At 65.6% G+C, this 16,293-nt stretch carries 14 protein-coding genes; 10 read left to right on the top strand and 4 right to left on the bottom strand.

Translation table 11 applies throughout. The features are described from left to right. The first annotated feature begins 217 nt into the window (after window positions 1–217). The gene (locus tag B2790_RS16105) at window positions 218–1,033 is read left to right on the top strand and encodes a DUF2242 domain-containing protein (protein WP_286919205.1); all 816 of its coding nucleotides are present in this window, start codon (window positions 218–220) and stop codon (window positions 1,031–1,033) included. Window positions 1,034–1,382: 349 nt separating this feature from the next. On the opposite strand, the gene B2790_RS16110 is transcribed toward B2790_RS16105, so the two are convergent. Further along, window positions 1,383–2,423 (bottom strand): AraC family transcriptional regulator, encoded by a 1,041-nt coding sequence (locus B2790_RS16110; protein WP_274120125.1) that lies wholly within the window; start codon window positions 2,421–2,423, stop codon window positions 1,383–1,385. 4 nt (window positions 2,424–2,427) lie between these two features. Then, window positions 2,428–3,546, bottom strand: coding sequence for a nitrilase-related carbon-nitrogen hydrolase (locus B2790_RS16115; RefSeq protein WP_085589231.1), 1,119 nt, complete (start codon window positions 3,544–3,546; stop codon window positions 2,428–2,430). 191 nt (window positions 3,547–3,737) lie between these two features. Between B2790_RS16115 and B2790_RS16120 the strand changes: the two genes are divergently transcribed. Both B2790_RS16120 and B2790_RS16125 read left to right on the top strand, forming a co-directional pair. Next, window positions 3,738–5,774 (top strand): NADPH-dependent 2,4-dienoyl-CoA reductase, encoded by a 2,037-nt coding sequence (locus B2790_RS16120; protein ID WP_286919206.1) that lies wholly within the window; start codon window positions 3,738–3,740, stop codon window positions 5,772–5,774. A 117-nt stretch (window positions 5,775–5,891) separates the two neighbouring features. Next, window positions 5,892–6,782, top strand: coding sequence for a 1-aminocyclopropane-1-carboxylate deaminase/D-cysteine desulfhydrase (locus B2790_RS16125; RefSeq protein ID WP_286919207.1), 891 nt, complete (start codon window positions 5,892–5,894; stop codon window positions 6,780–6,782). Here B2790_RS16125 and B2790_RS16130 read toward each other — a convergent pair. Together B2790_RS16130 and B2790_RS16135 are read right to left on the bottom strand one after the other, a co-directional pair. Next, window positions 6,773–7,318 carry a cytochrome b gene (locus B2790_RS16130; protein ID WP_137163302.1) on the bottom strand — a complete coding sequence of 182 codons (546 nt, stop codon included), beginning with the start codon at window positions 7,316–7,318 and terminating at the stop codon, window positions 6,773–6,775. The two genes, B2790_RS16125 and B2790_RS16130, sit on opposite strands and share 10 nt — an antisense overlap. 121 nt (window positions 7,319–7,439) lie before the next feature. Next, on the bottom strand, window positions 7,440–8,372 hold the full coding sequence (locus tag B2790_RS16135; protein WP_286919208.1) for a DUF1853 family protein: 933 nt from the start codon (window positions 8,370–8,372) through the stop codon (window positions 7,440–7,442). An 88-nt stretch (window positions 8,373–8,460) separates the two neighbouring features. Between B2790_RS16135 and B2790_RS16140 the strand changes: the two genes are divergently transcribed. The 7 genes from B2790_RS16140 (at window position 8,461) to B2790_RS16170 (ending at window position 16,277) form a co-directional block, all read left to right on the top strand. Continuing rightward, window positions 8,461–9,351, top strand: coding sequence for an NAD(+) kinase (locus B2790_RS16140; protein ID WP_025338255.1), 891 nt, complete (start codon window positions 8,461–8,463; stop codon window positions 9,349–9,351). Next, window positions 9,351–10,322: a metallophosphoesterase gene (locus B2790_RS16145; RefSeq protein ID WP_286919209.1), complete on the top strand. Its 972-nt coding sequence runs from the start codon at window positions 9,351–9,353 to the stop codon at window positions 10,320–10,322. Before B2790_RS16140 ends, B2790_RS16145 begins: the two co-directional genes overlap by 1 nt. Further along, entirely contained in the window at window positions 10,319–11,197 is an 879-nt protein-coding gene (locus B2790_RS16150; RefSeq protein ID WP_286919210.1) for a rhomboid family intramembrane serine protease, read from the top strand. The genes B2790_RS16145 and B2790_RS16150 overlap by 4 nt, the downstream gene beginning before the upstream one ends. Window positions 11,198–11,210: 13 nt before the next feature. After that, window positions 11,211–11,471: a YeaC family protein gene (locus B2790_RS16155; protein WP_003260154.1), complete on the top strand. Its 261-nt coding sequence runs from the start codon at window positions 11,211–11,213 to the stop codon at window positions 11,469–11,471. Next, the gene (locus B2790_RS16160) at window positions 11,468–12,298 is read left to right on the top strand and encodes a DUF2797 domain-containing protein (protein ID WP_075044170.1); all 831 of its coding nucleotides are present in this window, start codon (window positions 11,468–11,470) and stop codon (window positions 12,296–12,298) included. The genes B2790_RS16155 and B2790_RS16160 overlap by 4 nt, the downstream gene beginning before the upstream one ends. Before the next feature lie 13 nt (window positions 12,299–12,311). Further along, on the top strand, window positions 12,312–14,969 hold the full coding sequence (gene pepN / locus B2790_RS16165) for an aminopeptidase N (protein WP_286919211.1): 2,658 nt from the start codon (window positions 12,312–12,314) through the stop codon (window positions 14,967–14,969). A 288-nt stretch (window positions 14,970–15,257) separates the two neighbouring features. After that, window positions 15,258–16,277 (top strand): WD40/YVTN/BNR-like repeat-containing protein, encoded by a 1,020-nt coding sequence (locus B2790_RS16170; RefSeq protein ID WP_286919212.1) that lies wholly within the window; start codon window positions 15,258–15,260, stop codon window positions 16,275–16,277. Window positions 16,278–16,293 lie beyond the last annotated feature (16 nt).

Raw genomic sequence — 16,293 nt, forward strand, 5'->3', positions numbered from 1 at the left:
GTCCCGTCCGCTGCGCCATCTTTGCCTCGAGGCCCCTTGAACGCCTCGAAGCCACGAGAAAGCGACCTTCGGGTCGCTTTTTTCGTTTTACGCCTGGCAATTGCCGCCCTTTACCCAGATTTACACGAACCTGACAGACTCTTCACCGATCAGCGGTTCCTGTGCCTGCCTGCTGTGTTGCACAATAGGCACCTTCTTGACTTACCCGGAATTCGCAATGACCAGATCTTCCGTCTTTGGTGCGCTCGGGCTGGCCCTAGTGCTGGCGGGCGTGACCGGTTGTTCCTCGAAAAAAGCCGCCGTCTATGAGCACGAGAACTTCGATGACTCGGGCACCTTCTCGCGCAGCTTCCCGGTGAGCGATGCCGGCTCCTGCGAGGCCGCCCGGCGCGCCTTGCTCAGCCAGGGTTACATCATCACCAGCAGCGGCGCCAACCAGGTGGTGGGCAACAAGAGCTTCCAGCAGAACAGCGAGAACCACCTGCAGATCAGCTTCAACGTCACCTGTGCGCCGGATGTGAGCGACGAGCAGCGTTCGACCATGTTCGCCAACGCCCTGCAGGACCGCTACGCCCTGAAAAAGTCCAACACCTCCGCCAGTCTGGGCGTTGGTGTACTGGGGTCGGTGTCGATGCCGATCGGCTCCAGCGACGACTCGATGGTCAAGGTGGCCAGCGAGACGGTGACAGCGGCGCAGTTCTATGACCGCTATTTCGCCCTGGTGGAGAGCTACCTGCCAAAGCCCAAGCCTAAACAGGAGAGCAAGGCCAAGGTCGAGGAGCCCGCGCCGAAGGTCGAAGCGCCCGCGGCTGCCCTGGGGCTGCCGGAGCAGGCCGCGGCGGCGCCGGTGCCGGCACCTTTGGTTGAAGCGGCGCCAGCCCCGGCCCCTGTTGCCCCGGCCAGCGAGGCGGTAGCCGCGCCGGTGGTGGATGACAGCCAAGGCTCGCAACCGGTGGCCCCGCCGGCGGAGGCGGCACCGATCGAGGTGCAGCAGGAAGCCCAGCCTGCCGAAGCCGCGGCGCCCGCTCTCTGATTTTCAGCCTGTACCGGCCTCTTCGCGGGCTTGCCCGCTCCACAGATAATGCACAAATTTCAGAGCCTGTGGAGATCCTGTGGGAGCGGGCGAGCCCGCGAAGAGGCCGGTACAGGGCGAACACATCCCCGTTGCAGACACCCGGTGATAACTTCCTGAACACCTGCTACGTTTACCACTCATAAGCTTGTCATCATTCCTTCACTCCACCTGCTTAGGTTGAAGGCGACACCGATAAAGAACATGAGATGAGAGGACGCAGGGCTATGGACGAATACCAGGAAGAACTTCTCGAATTCCAGGCTTATGAACTGGACACCCCGGAACCGGCTGACGACGCTACCGAGCTCTAGCCCGCCCGCCGCTGGCTGCGGCGAAACTCCCCCGGTGTAAGGCCCGTCCAGCGCTTGAAGGCGCGCTGGAAGGCCTCGGCCGACGCAAACCCCAGCAGATAGGCAATCTCGCCAAAGGCCAGCTCCGTATCGCGGATGTAGGTTTCGGCCAGGTCGCGCCGTGTTTCGCTGAGCAGGTCGCGAAAGCGCGTGCCTTCCTCGGCCAGTTTGCGGCGTAACGTCCAGGTTGGCAGTTGCAGGTGCAGCGCCACTTCTTCCAGGTCCGGTTCACGGCCACCATTGAGCAACGGGCCCAGCAGGTGGGTAATGCGCTCACCCAGGCTGCGCACCCGCGTACGCTGCAGCATTTCCGCCTCGCACAGCTGCAGCAGGTGCTGCCAGGTGCTCGGGCAGTGCCTGGGGTTGGCCAGCTGCAGCGTGGCGCGGCTCAGGCGCAGCTGGTTGCCGTCGGCCGCGAACTGCACGGGCGCGCTGCACAGCGGCTGGTAGCGCGCGGCATAGGCGGGTGCGGCAAACTCGATGTCCATATGTTCGGCCTGCACCGCCGTACCGGCCAGGTCGGCAAGCTGCGCGAGCCAGCCGGCGAGTAGCGAATCGACCACGAAACGGTTGTAGGCGTTGTAGGGGCTGATGGAGTAGAAGCGTAGCCAGGCGCCCTGGGCATCTTCCTGAAAACTGGAGTGGCCGCGGTAGTTGGCGGCGTACAGCGGCTCGAAGCGCAACAGGGTGCGTGCCGCCTCGCCCAGGTTCGGTGCCTGGGCCGCGGTGACCCCGGCCAGGCCGGCATGCGCCAGGCGGCTCAGGCGCCCCATGTGCAGGCCCAGCGCGGGCTCGCCGCACAGCTCGATGGCGGCGTGCCCCAGGTGCATGTAGCGCGGGATCGACAAGCGCGCACCAGCTTCGCTCAGGCGCGCCGCATCCAGGCCATAGCGGCGCAGCAGCGGCTCGGGGTCGTGGCCCAGTTCGCGCAGGGCCTCGGTCAGCGGCTGGACAAAACCAACCGACAGGTCGCCCAGGCGCACGCGGGGGCGGGCCATGGGCTTACAACCACAGGTTCAGCAAGCGGGCGCCAGGGCTGGGGGTGCCCGCCAGCAATTCACCCGCCTGGTGGGCAAAGCCCTGGCCGTCGCTGCCCTGTTCCCAGAACTGCCCACGCATGAATACGCTCATGCTGCTGACGCCGGCCCCGGCCGCTTCGGTCAGGCGCTGCCAGGCCGCCTGTTCGCTGACTTCGCCGCGCTGCAAGGCCAGCCCGGCGCTGGCATCCTGATGGCGATTGCCGCGCCAGGGCGCTTGCCAGCTGCCCTTGCCGCTGAGGAACACCGGGTTGGCGATCAGTTGTACCGCCTGTCGTGCCAATTGCTGATGGTTTTCCGGGTACCAGCTGTCACTGCCCACCAGCACGCCCAGGCGCCCGGCAGGGGTTTGCAATACCTGCAGCGGGTGCTGGCGGCCATCGTGCACATAGCGGCGCATTTCGCTGTCGGGGAACTGCTGGCGTTGCGGTTGGCCCAGCAGCGAGCCGTCACCGGCGAACACCACGCTGCTGTTGAACAGCGGGCCGCTGCCGGCATGCAGCACACCCTGTTTCACGTAGGGGGCGGGCAGCACGATGGAGCCGGCCACCAGGGTGACGTTGAACTCCTTGGCCAGGCCGCCGAACAGTTGCTGGTAGTCCGCAGCCATCTGCTCGGCTTTCATGCGCAGGTGCGCGTCGGCGCGCCAGTCGTCCCCGTCGGCACGGAGCATGGCCAGGCCATAGCGCAGCGGGTTGCTCAGTTCCAGCCATTGCAGGGCTTCGCGGCTTTGCGTGACCTGGTACAGCTCGTTCTTTTCGCCGCGTGCCCACAGCCAGGTACCGATGTGCTCTGGCAGCACCACCACCGTACGCGGGCCGACAAGGCCTTGGGTACGTGCCTGCTCCAGGTAGGCCGCGAGCTTGCGGTGCAGGCGTTGCAGGTTCTGGTAGTCGCCCGGGTAGAGCAGCGGTTCGACGCCGAGCAGGTTGCCGTGCTCGCCCGGCACGCCGTGGTTCAGTGCCAGTTCGATGCGCAGGTCGGACAGGTAGTGGCCTTCCGGGCGCTGCTGGGTCCAGAAACCGTAGCCGCAGAGGGCGGCGATCATCACCAGCGCCAGGGCGCTTGCCAGGAGTTTTCGCATGAAGCAGGACAGCGCCTTGGAAACGAGAGCTTCCTAGGGTAGTCGTGCTGTGCGCGAGGATCAATAACTTGTCAGTTTCGATCATTGAGCCCGTTCAAACGGCTGTTTAATGTCGCAGGCAGACAAACGACGGGGCCCGCCAACCGGTGCGGCATCCGCATTCCGTGATCACGCCACCTGGGGACCTTTCCATGGCCGCCGACCGCTACCCGCACCTGCTCGCCCCGCTGGATCTGGGCTTCACCACCTTGCGCAACCGCACCCTGATGGGCTCGATGCACACCGGCCTCGAAGAGCGCCCGGGCGGCTTCGAGCGCATGGCGGCGTACTTTGCCGAGCGCGCCCGCGGTGGCGTCGGCCTGATGGTCACCGGCGGCATCGCGCCCAACGATGAGGGTGGGGTGTATTCCGGGGCGGCCAAGCTCAGCACCGAGGAAGAGGCCGACAAGCACCGCATCGTCACCGAGGCGGTACACGCTGCCGGCGGCAAGATCTGCCTGCAGATCCTGCATGCCGGGCGCTACGCCTACAGCCCGCGCCAGGTGGCGCCCAGCGCAATCCAGGCGCCAATCAACCCGTTCAAGCCCAAGGAACTGGACGAGGCGGGTATCGAAAAGCAGATCGCCGACTTCGTCAATTGCGCGGTGCTGGCCCAGCGCGCCGGTTACGACGGTGTCGAGATCATGGGTTCGGAAGGCTACTTCATCAACCAGTTCCTCGCCGCCCACACCAACCACCGCACCGACCGCTGGGGTGGCAGCTATGAAAACCGCATGCGCCTGGCGGTGGAGATCGTCAGCCGGGTGCGCGGCGCGGTCGGGCCGAACTTCATCATCATCTTCCGCCTGTCGATGCTCGACCTCATCGAGGGCGGCAGCACCTGGGACGAAATCGAGCTGCTGGCCAAGGCCATCGAGCAGGCCGGCGCGACCTTGATCAATACCGGCATCGGCTGGCACGAAGCGCGTATCCCGACCATTGCCACCAAGGTGCCGCGTGCGGCCTTCAGCAAGGTTACCGCCAAGCTGCGTGGCGTGGTGAACATTCCGCTGATCACCACCAACCGCATCAATACTCCGGAGGTGGCCGAGGCGGTGCTGGCCGAGGGCGATGCGGACATGGTCTCGATGGCACGGCCGTTCCTGGCCGACCCGGACTTCGTCAACAAGGCCGCTGCCGGCCGCGGCGACGAGATCAACACCTGCATCGGCTGCAACCAGGCCTGCCTGGACCATACCTTCGGCGGCAAGCTGACCAGTTGCCTGGTCAACCCGCGTGCCTGCCACGAGACTGAGCTCAACTACCTGCCCGTGCGCACCGTGAAGCGCATTGCCGTGGTCGGCGCTGGCCCGGCCGGCCTGGCGGCAGCCACGGTGGCGGCCGAGCGCGGCCACGCGGTAACCCTGTTCGATGGCGCCAGCGAGATCGGCGGGCAGTTCAATGTGGCCAAGCGGGTACCGGGGAAAGAAGAGTTCCATGAAACCCTGCGTTACTTCCGCAACAAGGTCAAAAGCACGGGCGTGGACCTGCGCCTGAATACCCGGGTCGATGTGCAGGCCCTGGTGGACGGTGGCTACGACGAGATCATCCTGGCCACCGGCATCGCCCCGCGCACGCCGGCCATCCCCGGTGTCGAGCATGCCAAGGTGCTCAGCTACCTGGACGTGCTGCTCGAGCGCAAGCCGGTGGGCAAGGCTGTCGCGGTGATTGGTGCGGGCGGCATCGGTTTCGACGTTTCCGAGTACCTGGTGCACCAGGGCGTGGCTACCAGCCAGGACCGTGAGGCGTTCTGGAGGGAGTGGGGCATCGACACCCATCTGCAGGCACGTGGTGGCGTGGCCGGGATCAAGGCCGAGCCGCATGCCCCGGCGCGGCAGGTGTACCTGTTGCAGCGCAAGAAATCCAAGGTGGGTGACGGCCTGGGCAAGACCACCGGCTGGATTCACCGTACCGGGTTGAAGAACAAGCAGGTACAGATGCTCAACAGCGTCGAGTACCTGGGTATCGACGATGCCGGCCTGCACATTCGCGTGGCCGATGGCGAGCCGCAGGTGCTGGCGGTGGACAACGTGGTGATCTGTGCCGGGCAGGAGCCGCTGCGCGAACTGCAGGACGGGCTGGTGGCGGCGGGGCAGTCGGTGCACCTGATTGGTGGGGCCGATGTGGCGGCCGAGCTGGATGCCAAGCGGGCGATCAACCAAGGTTCGAGATTGGCGGCTGAGCTCTGAGATCGCCGGGGCCGCTTTGCGGCCCATCGCGGGCTTGCCCGCTCCCACAGGGATAGCGCACTCCTGACAGTGGGAGCGGGCAAGCCCGCCCCGGGATATCACTGGTAAACTCGCACGATGCACTTTGACCTGCCCCAAGCCCCCCTCCAGCCCCTGAACCTGCCTTGGCTGACAACAGCGCAGGTCAAAGCCGCCATCCTGCGCCTGGACCTGATCGACCCGCTGATCAGTGGCAACAAATGGTTCAAGCTACGCCACCACCTGCAACAGGCCAGCGCCAGCAACGCCCCGGGCCTGATCAGCCTCGGCGGCAACCATTCCAACCACCTGCACGCCCTGGCCGCTGCCGGCAAGCGCTTCGGCTTCGCCACCGCCGGCCTGCTGCGTGGCCACGCCCAGGACACGCCAACCGTGCGAGACTTGCAGGCGCTGGGCATGGAACTGCACTGGTTGGGCTATGGCGGCTATCGCGCACGAAACCAAGCGGGTTTCTGGCAGCCTTGGCAAGCGCGCTACCCGGGTTGGCACTGCATCCCCGAAGGGGGCGGCGGGCTGGCTGGTGCACAGGGCTGCGCGCTGATCATGCAGCAGGCGCGCGCGCAAATCGCGGCACTGGGCTGGTCGGGCTACGACGCCTGGTGGCTGGCTGCCGGAACGGGGACGACCCTGGCCGGCCTGGTAATGGCCGAGGCGGGTGCACATGTGGTGCATGGTGCATTGGCGGTACCCAGGGACCATGGTGTGCCGGAGGCGGTAGCGACATTGGCCGGCGCGCATGGCTACCAGCTGCACGACGCCTGCCGTGGCGGTTTCGGCAAATTCGACGCCGAGCTGCTGGCGTTCATCACCGATTGCGAGCGGCACACCGGCGTGCCGCTCGAAGCCCTCTACACCGGCAAGGCCCTGCTGGCCCTGCGTGAGCAGGTCGAGGCCGGGCTGTTCGCGCCCGGCACCCGCCTGATCGTGGTGCACACCGGCGGCCTGCAGGGCCGGCGCGGTTACTTGTAGGGCAGCATGCGCAGCAGCGTGTTGTCGCGCTGCACATAGTGGTGATACAGCCCGGCCAGAGCGTGCAGGCCGATCAGCCAGTAGCCCCAGCTGCCGATGCGTTCATGCCAGCCTTTGATGAACTTGGCCTGGTCCGGGTTCGGGCCGATCAGGTGCGGCAGCTCCAGGCCGAAGAACGGCACTGGTTTGTCGGCGGCGCTGAGGATCAGCCAGCCGGCCAGCGGCAGGAAGATCATCAGCAGGTACAACGCCAGGTGCATCAGGTGCGCGAGGCCGGTCTGCCAGGCCGCAGGTTTGGGCACGATGGGTGGAGTCGGGCGGCTCAGGCGGATGGCCAGGCGCAACCAGACCAGCACGAACACGCTGAGCCCGAGCATGAAGTGCAGGTCCTTCATCAGGTTGCGTTCGACGCTGTCCTTGGGGAACAGGCCACGCAGTTCGATAAGGGCATAGACAGCGGCCAGCAGCACCAGCATCAGCCAGTGCAGGGCGATGGACAGGCGCGCGTAATGGGTCGCGGGGGTGGATGAAACCATGATCGGTCCTCGTCATCAGGTCGGAATGGCGCTCTTGCCGGCGCTCAGGAAGTACTGTAATGGCTACGGGGGAACAAATCTTTGCGCCAGGTCTGTGAAAATTGTGTTGTCTGCACCGGCTTCATGCCTCAGGGGAAAATGGCCAGCTGTCAGCCACCAGAAACACCCGCTCGGCCTCCTGCCACGCCCCGTCAGCCTCTTGCTCCAACCTCACCAGCAACTGCGCCGGAGCCTGCCGCTCCAGCACGTGCAGCCACGCCGCAAACTGCTCAACCGCCCAGCACTCCTGCGCCTCGACCCGCGCGGGCGCCAGCCAGGCATGCCGTTGCAGCGGCTGCCATCGTTCACCTTCGCCCATGACCCAGTCCCGCCTCCGCAGCCAGCGCCCGCGCAAGTGCTGCGGGTTGGCGCCCTGTGGTGGCTGCGCATGCCCAGGCCACGGGTAGAACAGATAGCCACCCAGCCACACATGTGCCTGCACCTGCTCCACCCCCAGCCGGGCCAGCACCTCGCGGCTGTGCGCCCCCGCTGACATGGGCAGCTGGTGCCGCGCCAGGTGCGCCAGTTTGCTTCCCAGTCGGTCATGGCAGCCCGGCCCCAGCCAGGCGGCGGGGTCGTGCCCGGGATGCTCCGGGCCCAGGTACAGCTTGATGGCCAGTTCCAGGTGGTGCACACCATCGCGGTCGCGCAGCACCACATCCAGCTCGCCCAGGGTGCGCCCGCCGTCGCGAATCGCCAGGTTGGCCGCCAGCAGTTCGATGCCCGGAGCCTGGCCCAGGGCGAATTGCCACAGCCGTTCGTAGTAGTGCCCCAGGCGCCGGCTGCCCAGCTTCGCCAGCCAGTCGCGCAATGGGCGGTCATCGTCATCCAGCGCCCGCAGCCAATCTGCCAGGCGCTGTGGCTGGTCCGCCCACAGGCTGCCCGCCAGCGGGTGGCGCTGGGGGCAGGGCGGGGCGCTGAGCAACGGGGGCGACAGCAGGGCCCAGGCCAGGTCGCGCACGTTGGGGCGGCGTAGCTGCCGGGGCAGGTCGTGGAGCAGGGCGAATGGCATCATCCTGCGAGCATAGCCGGTTTGCCGCTACCCGGTGGTTTCGCCCATAATCGCGGCATAGTCACCCGCCGCAGAGCCTCGCAGGAGCCCCATGGAGCAGTTTCGCAATATCGGTATCATCGGCCGCCTTGGCAGCTCGCAGGTGCTCGACACCATTCGCCGACTGAAAAAATTCCTCCTCGAGCGCCACCTGCACGTGATCCTCGAGGACACCATCGCCGAAGTGCTGCCCGGCCATGGCCTGCAAACCTCCACCCGCAAGCTGCTGGGCGAGGTCTGTGACCTGGTCATCGTGGTCGGCGGCGACGGCAGCCTGCTGGGCGCCGCCCGCGCCCTGGCCCGGCACAACATTCCGGTGCTGGGCATCAACCGAGGCAACCTGGGCTTCCTCACCGACATCCGCCCCGACGAGCTGGAAGAGAAGGTCGCTGAAGTGCTCGACGGCCACTACCTGGTGGAAAACCGCTTCCTGCTGCAGGCCGAAGTACGCCGCCACAACGAAGCCATCGGCCAGGGTGATGCGCTGAACGACGTGGTGCTGCACCCGGGCAAGTCGACGCGCATGATCGAGTTCGAGATCTACATCGATGGCCAGTTCGTCTGCAGCCAGAAGGCCGACGGCCTGATCGTCGCCACCCCCACCGGCTCCACCGCCTACGCGCTGTCGGCCGGCGGCCCGATCATGCACCCCAAGCTCGACGCCATCGTCATCGTGCCAATGTACCCGCACACCCTGTCGGGCCGGCCGATCGTGGTCGACGGCAACAGCGAGCTGAAGATCGTGGTGTCCAAGGACCTGCAGATCTACCCGCAGGTATCCTGTGACGGCCAGAACCACTTCACCTGCGCCCCCGGCGACACCATCACGGTGAGCAAGAAACCGCAGAAGCTGCGCCTGATCCACCCGCTGGACCACAATTACTACGAGGTCTGCCGCACCAAGCTAGGCTGGGGCAGCCGCCTGGGAAGCAGGGACGACTGATGCTCGATCCGGCGCGTAGTTTCGACATCATCGGTGACGTGCACGGTTGTGCGCTGACCCTTGAACGCCTGCTCGACGCCCTCGGTTACAAGCGTGTGGCAGGTGTATGGCGCCACCCGCGGCGCCAGGCGCTGTTCCTTGGCGACATCGTCGACCGCGGGCCACGCATTCGCGAGGCGCTGCACATCGTCCACGACATGGTCGAGGCCGGCCAGGCGTTCTGCATCATGGGCAACCACGAGTACAACGCGCTGGGCTGGGTTACCCCGGCACTGCCTGGCAGCGGCAAGGCCTTCGTGCGCGAGCATACGCCGCGCCACGCCCGGTTGATCGACGAAACCCTGACTCAGTTTGCCCATCACCCCGCTGACTGGCACGACTTCGTCAACTGGTTCTACGAATTGCCACTGTTCCTCGACGCCGGGCGCTTCCGCCTCGTGCATGCCTGCTGGGACCCGCGGCTGATCGAGCCGCTGCGCCAGCAGTACCCCGACGGGCGCGTCGACGAGCACTTCATCCAGGCCTCGGCGGTGAGCGGCAGCTTTGCCGCCACCGTGTGCAATCGCCTGCTGCGCGGCACCGACATGCGCCTGCCGGACGGCCTGACCCTCACCGGTGGCGACGGCCTGACCCGTGCCTTCTTCCGTACCAAGTTCTGGGAAGAAGACCCGCAAACCTACGGCGACATCGTGTTCCAGCCAGACGCCCTGCCCGCGGAAGTGGCCAGCACCCCGCTCAGTCACAGCCAGAAGAACGCCTTGCTGCGCTATGCCGAAGACGAGCCCATGCTGTTCGTCGGCCATTACTGGCGTAGCGGCCGCCCGGCGCCGATCCGCGCCAACCTGGCCTGCCTGGACTACAGCGCCGTGCTCTACGGCAAGCTGGCCGCCTACCGGCTGGATGATGAAACCCGCATCGACCCGCACAAGTTCGTCTGGGTCGATGTCGACCGCCCACAGGCCAACCAATGAACATTATCGAAGTGATGCGCCTGCCGCTGTCGGTCGACCTCAGCGGCTTCGTTCACCTGCTGCAGCGCCTGCAGGTGCCGCACCGGGTCAGCGAGGAGGGCGATGCCCAGGTGCTCTGGGCCCCCGACACCCTGGCCGCAGACGTCCGCGAACTCTACCAGCGCTACCCTGACGGCAACGCCGACCTCGAACTTGCACAGGACCCTGTGGGAGCGGGCGAGCCCGCGAAAGGGCCCTCCCTGGCGGAACAGGCCCGCGCCTGCAAGATCACCACCCTGACCCTGCTGCTGTGCTTCATCGTCGCCGGCCTCACCGGCCTGGGCGACAACTTCACCACCATCAGCTGGTTCACCTTCCTCGATTTCCGCGTCCAGGGCGACTACCTGTACTTCAGCCCGCTGGCGCAAGGCCTGGACGAAGGCCAGTGGTGGCGCCTGGTATCGCCCATGCTGCTGCATTTCGGCGTGCTGCACCTGGCCATGAACAGCTTGTGGTACTGGGAACTGGGCAAACGCATCGAATTGCGCCAAGGCCCGTGGGCGCTGCTGGGCCTGACCCTGCTGTTCAGCCTGGTGTCCAACCTGGCACAGCACTACAGCAGCGGGCCGAGCCTGTTCGGCGGCCTGTCCGGCGTGCTGTACGGCCTGCTCGGGCACATCTGGCTGTACCAGTGGCTGGCCCCCGACCGTTACTTCAACCTGCCCAAGGGCGTGCTGGTGATGATGCTCATCTGGCTGGTGGTGTGCCTGAGCGGCGTGATCGACACCCTGGGCCTTGGCCAGATCGCCAATGCCGCCCACGTCGGCGGGCTGCTCATCGGTTGCCTGACCGGGCTCTTGGGTGGGGCGCTGGCCCGGCGTAAACTGTCGGCTTGAATCAGGAGACACTATGTCCACTTTCGCGCAAATGATTGAAAACATCACCCCGGAAATCTACGAGAGCCTGAAACTGGCCGTGGAAATCGGCAAATGGTCGGATGGCCGCAAGCTCACTGCCGAGCAGAAAGAGCTGTCGCTGCAGGCGGTAATCGCCTGGGAGATGAAAAACCTGCCCGAAGACCAGCGTACCGGCTACATGGGCCCGCAGGAATGCGCCTCGAAGTCCGCGCCGATCGCCAACATTCTGTTCAAGTCGGACTCGGTACATTGATCGAACTCGCTCGTGGCTCGTTGAGCAAGATGGCGGTAAGCCTGCAGGCGCCAGTGGTGCAGTACAGCTTCCGTCTGGATGACACGCAGGTGCCGGTCAACCCGCTGATCGGCCAGCGCCTGCGCCTCGAATACCTCGGCGCCATTCACTGCAGCCATTGTGGCAAGCGCACCAAGACCAGCTTCAGCCAGGGTTACTGCTACCCGTGCATGACCAAACTGGCCCAGTGCGACGTGTGCATCATGGCCCCGGAAAAGTGCCACTACGACGCCGGCACCTGCCGCGAACCGTCGTGGGGCGAACAGTTCTGCATGACCGACCATGTGGTCTACCTGGCCAACTCGTCGGGGATCAAGGTCGGTATCACCCGCGCCACCCAGCTGCCCACCCGCTGGCTCGACCAGGGCGCCAGCCAGGCCCTGCCGATCGTGCGCGTGGCCACCCGCCAGCAGTCCGGCCTGGTCGAAGACTTGCTGCGCAGCCAGGTGCCGGACCGCACCAACTGGCGCGCCCTGCTCAAGGGCGATGCCGAGGAGCTAGACCTGGTCGCCATTCGTGAACAGGTGTTCGACGCCTGTGCCGATGGCCTGCGCGAGCTGCAGGGGCGCTTCGGCCTGCAGGCGATCCAGCCGCTGGCCGACGCGGAAGTGGTGCAGATGAAGTACCCGGTCGAGGCCTACCCATCGAAGATCGTCAGCTTCAACCTCGACAAGGACCCGGTAGTGGAAGGCACGCTGCTGGGCATCAAGGGCCAGTACCTGATCTTCGACACCGGTGTGATCAATATTCGCAAGTACACGGCCTACCAGTTGGCCGTGCTCCAGTAAAAAGGACCTGCACATGCGTACCGAACAACCGCAAGTGATCTACCTCGAGGATTACCAGGCGCCCGAGTACCTGATCGACGAGACGCACCTGACCTTCGAGCTGTTCGAGGACCACACCCTGGTTCACGCGCAACTGGTCATGCGCCGCAACCCGGCACGCGGTGCCGGCCTGCCGCCACTGGAGCTCGATGGCCAGCAGCTGGAACTGCTGCGCGCCTCGCTGGATGACCAGGAGCTGCAGCCGGGCGACTACCAGCTCGATGCCGACAGCCTGACCGTGCAGCCCAAGGCCGAGCGCTTCACCCTCGACACCAGCGTGAAGATCCACCCCGAAAGCAACACCGCACTGGAAGGCCTGTACAAGTCGGGCAAGATGTTCTGCACCCAGTGCGAGGCCGAAGGTTTCCGCAAGATCACCTACTACCTCGACCGCCCGGACGTGATGAGCACCTTCACCACCACGGTCATCGCCGAGCAGCATCGCTACCCGGTATTGCTGTCGAACGGCAACCCGATCGGCAGCGGGCCGGCAGACGATGGTCGCCACTGGGCGACCTGGGAAGACCCGTTCATGAAGCCGGCCTACCTGTTCGCCCTGGTGGCCGGTGACCTGTGGTGCGTCGAGGACAGCTTCACCCGCCAGTCCGGCCGTGACGTGACCCTGCGCATCTACGTAGAGCCCGAGAACATCGACAAGTGCGACCACGCCATGGTCAGCCTGAAGAAGTCCATGCGTTGGGACGAAGAAGTCTATGGCCGCGAGTACGACCTGGACATCTTCATGATCGTCGCGGTCAACGACTTCAACATGGGCGCCATGGAAAACAAGGGCCTGAACATCTTCAACTCCAGCTGTGTGCTGGCCCGTGCCGAAACCGCCACCGATGCGGCCCACCAGCGCGTCGAAGGCGTGGTCGCCCACGAGTATTTCCACAACTGGTCGGGCAACCGCGTCACCTGCCGTGACTGGTTCCAGCTGTCGCTGAAGGAAGGCTTCACGGTGTTCCGCGATGCCGAGTTCAGCGCCGACATGAACTCGCGCACGGTCAAGCGTATCGAAGACGTGGCCTACCTGCGTACTCACCAGTTCGCCGAAGACGCTGGCCCCATGGCTCACCCGGTGCGCCCGGACAGCTTCATCGAGATCTCCAACTTCTACACCCTGACCGTATACGAGAAGGGCGCCGAAGTGGTGCGCATGGTTCGTACCCTGCTGGGCGCAGACGGCTTCCGCAAGGGCAGCGACCTGTACTTCGAACGCCACGATGGCCAGGCGGTGACCACCGACGATTTCATCAAGGCCATGGAAGACGCCAACGGCGTCGACTTCACCCAGTTCAAGCGCTGGTACAACCAGGCCGGCACCCCGCGCCTGGAAGTCAGCGAGGCCTATGACGCGGCCGCGCAGACCTACAGCCTGACCTTCCGCCAGAGCTGCCCGCAGACCCCGGACAAGGCCGAAAAACTGCCGTTCGTGATCCCGGTGGAGCTTGGCCTGCTGGATGCCGCAGGCAACGACCTGCCGCTGCAACTGGCCGGCGAAGCGACGGCGCAGGGCACCAGCCGCGTGCTGTCGGTGACCGAGGCCGAGCAGACCTTCACCTTCCAGGGCATCCAGGCCAAGCCGCTGCCTTCGCTGCTGCGTGGCTTCAGTGCACCGGTCAAGCTGAGCTTCCCCTACGACCGCGACCAGCTGATGTTCCTGATGCAGCACGACAGCGACGGCTTCAACCGCTGGGAGGCGGGGCAGCAGTTGTCAGTGCAGGTGCTGCAGGAGCTGATCGGCCAGCATCAGCGCGGCGAAGCACTCAAGCTCGACCAGCGCCTGATCAGCGCCCTGGGCACCGTGCTCGGCAACGAGTCGCTGGACCCGGCCATGGTTGCCGAAATGCTCTCGCTGCCGGGTGAGGCCTACCTCACAGAAATCAGCCAGGTGGCCGACGTGGACGCCATCCACGCTGCCCGCGAGTTCGCCCGCCAGCAGATCGCCGAGCAGCTGTTCGACGCCCTGTGGGCGCGCTACCAGGCCAACCGCGAAGTGTCGCGCAGCACCGCCTACGTGGCCGCCGCTGAGCACTTTGCCCGCCGTAGCCTGCAGAACATTGCCCTGTCGTACCTGATGCAGAGCGGCAAGCCGCAGGTGCTGGAAGCGACCCTGGAGCAGTTCGACCAATGCGACAACATGACCGAGCGCCTGACTGCGCTGGCCGTGCTGGTCAACTCGCCGTTTGAAGCCGAGCGTGCCAAGGCCCTGGAAAGCTTTGCCGAGCACTTCAAGGACAACCCGCTGGTCATGGACCAGTGGTTCAGCGTGCAGGCGGCCAGTACGCTGCCGGGCGGGCTGGCGCGGGTCAAGGCGCTGATGCAGCACCCGGCGTTCACCCTGAAGAACCCGAACAAGGTACGTGCGCTGGTCGGCGCCTTTGCCGGGCAGAACCTGGTCAACTTCCATGCGGCGGATGGCTCCGGCTACCGCTTCCTGGCGGACCTGGTGATCGAGCTGAATGCGCTGAACCCGCAGATCGCCTCGCGGCAGCTGGCACCGCTGACCCGCTGGCGCAAGTATGACGATGCGCGTCAGGCCCTGATGAAGGGCGAGCTGGAGCGGATTCTGGCTTCTGGTGAGCTGTCCAGTGATGTGTATGAGGTTGTGAGCAAGAGCCTGGCTTAAGGGCCAAGGGGGCTGCTTTGCAGCCCTTCGCGGGCACGCCCGCTCCCACAGGGATACCACTGCTTTCAAGGCCTGTGATATCCCTGTGGGAGCGGGCGTGCCCGCGAAGGGCCGCACAGCGGCCCCGGCTTTACAAGGCCGACAACAAAACATAACACCCCGCCCGTTGTGTTCCCGCAAATATCCCCGCTACGATCCCCTCAAGCTATTGCAGGCCTCTAGATCAGGCTTTTCGCAGTACCTGCAGTGCATTGACCCACCACACAAGAACACAACAGGGGGACAGTCATGAGGGAACAGAACAGGCGCTTTGCCTGGCCATTGGCAGCCGGCGCGGTACTGGCGCTGGGGCTTGGCATGTGGGCTGACAGCGTGCAAGCCGCTGCCGCCGACGAGTATTCCACCGAATCGGCCAAGGCCAGCCAGAGCCTGCTGATCGACGCCACCCATGCCGGCAAGCGCCTGGTGGTGGTAGGCGATCGCGGTCATATCCTGTTCTCCGACGACCAGGGCAGCACCTGGACCCAGGCGCGGGTGCCCACCCGGCAACTGCTGACCGCGGTGTTCTTCCTCGACGACAAGCGCGGCTGGGCCGTCGGCCACGATGCGCTGGTGCTCGCCAGCAGCGATGGTGGTGCCACCTGGAGCAAGCAGTTCGAAGACCTGTCCCGCGAAGCACCCTTGCTCGATGTCGCCTTCCTCGACGCCCGGCACGGTTTTGCCGTAGGTGCCTATGGCGCCTTGCTGGAAACCACCGATGGCGGCCAGCACTGGCAGGACGTCGCCGAGCGCCTGGACAACCCCGACCAGCTGCACCTGAACGGTATCGCCCAGGTGCGTGACGCGGGCCTGTTCATCGTCGGCGAGCAGGGTGGCATGTTCCGCTCCGCCGACAACGGCCAGACCTGGGCCAAGGTCGAGAGCCCTTACGAGGGCTCGCTGTTCGGCGTGATCGGCACTGCCCAGCCGCACACCCTGCTGGCCTACGGCCTGCGCGGCAACCTGTTCCGTTCCACCAATTTTGGTGACAGCTGGCAACCGATCGAGCTCAAGGCCGCACGTGGCAACCTCGAATTCGGCCTGGCAGGCGCTACGCTTGTCGAGGACGGTAGCCTGGTGCTGGTCGGCAATGGCGGCAGCGTGCTGCGCAGTACCGATGATGGCCAGACCTTCAGTGTCTACAACCGCGCCGACCGCATTGCCCTGGCCGGCGTCAGCGGCCTGGCCGATGGCGGCCTGCTGCTGGTAGGGCAGGGTGGCGTGCACCTGGCTGACCCACAGGGTGCTGACCAGGAGGTGCGTCCATGACCAGCAGGGAGAGCAT

The organism is Pseudomonas sp. UBA6753, from assembly GCF_002453565.1.
Taxonomy (GTDB): Bacteria; Pseudomonadota; Gammaproteobacteria; order Pseudomonadales; family Pseudomonadaceae; genus Aquipseudomonas; species Aquipseudomonas putida_Z.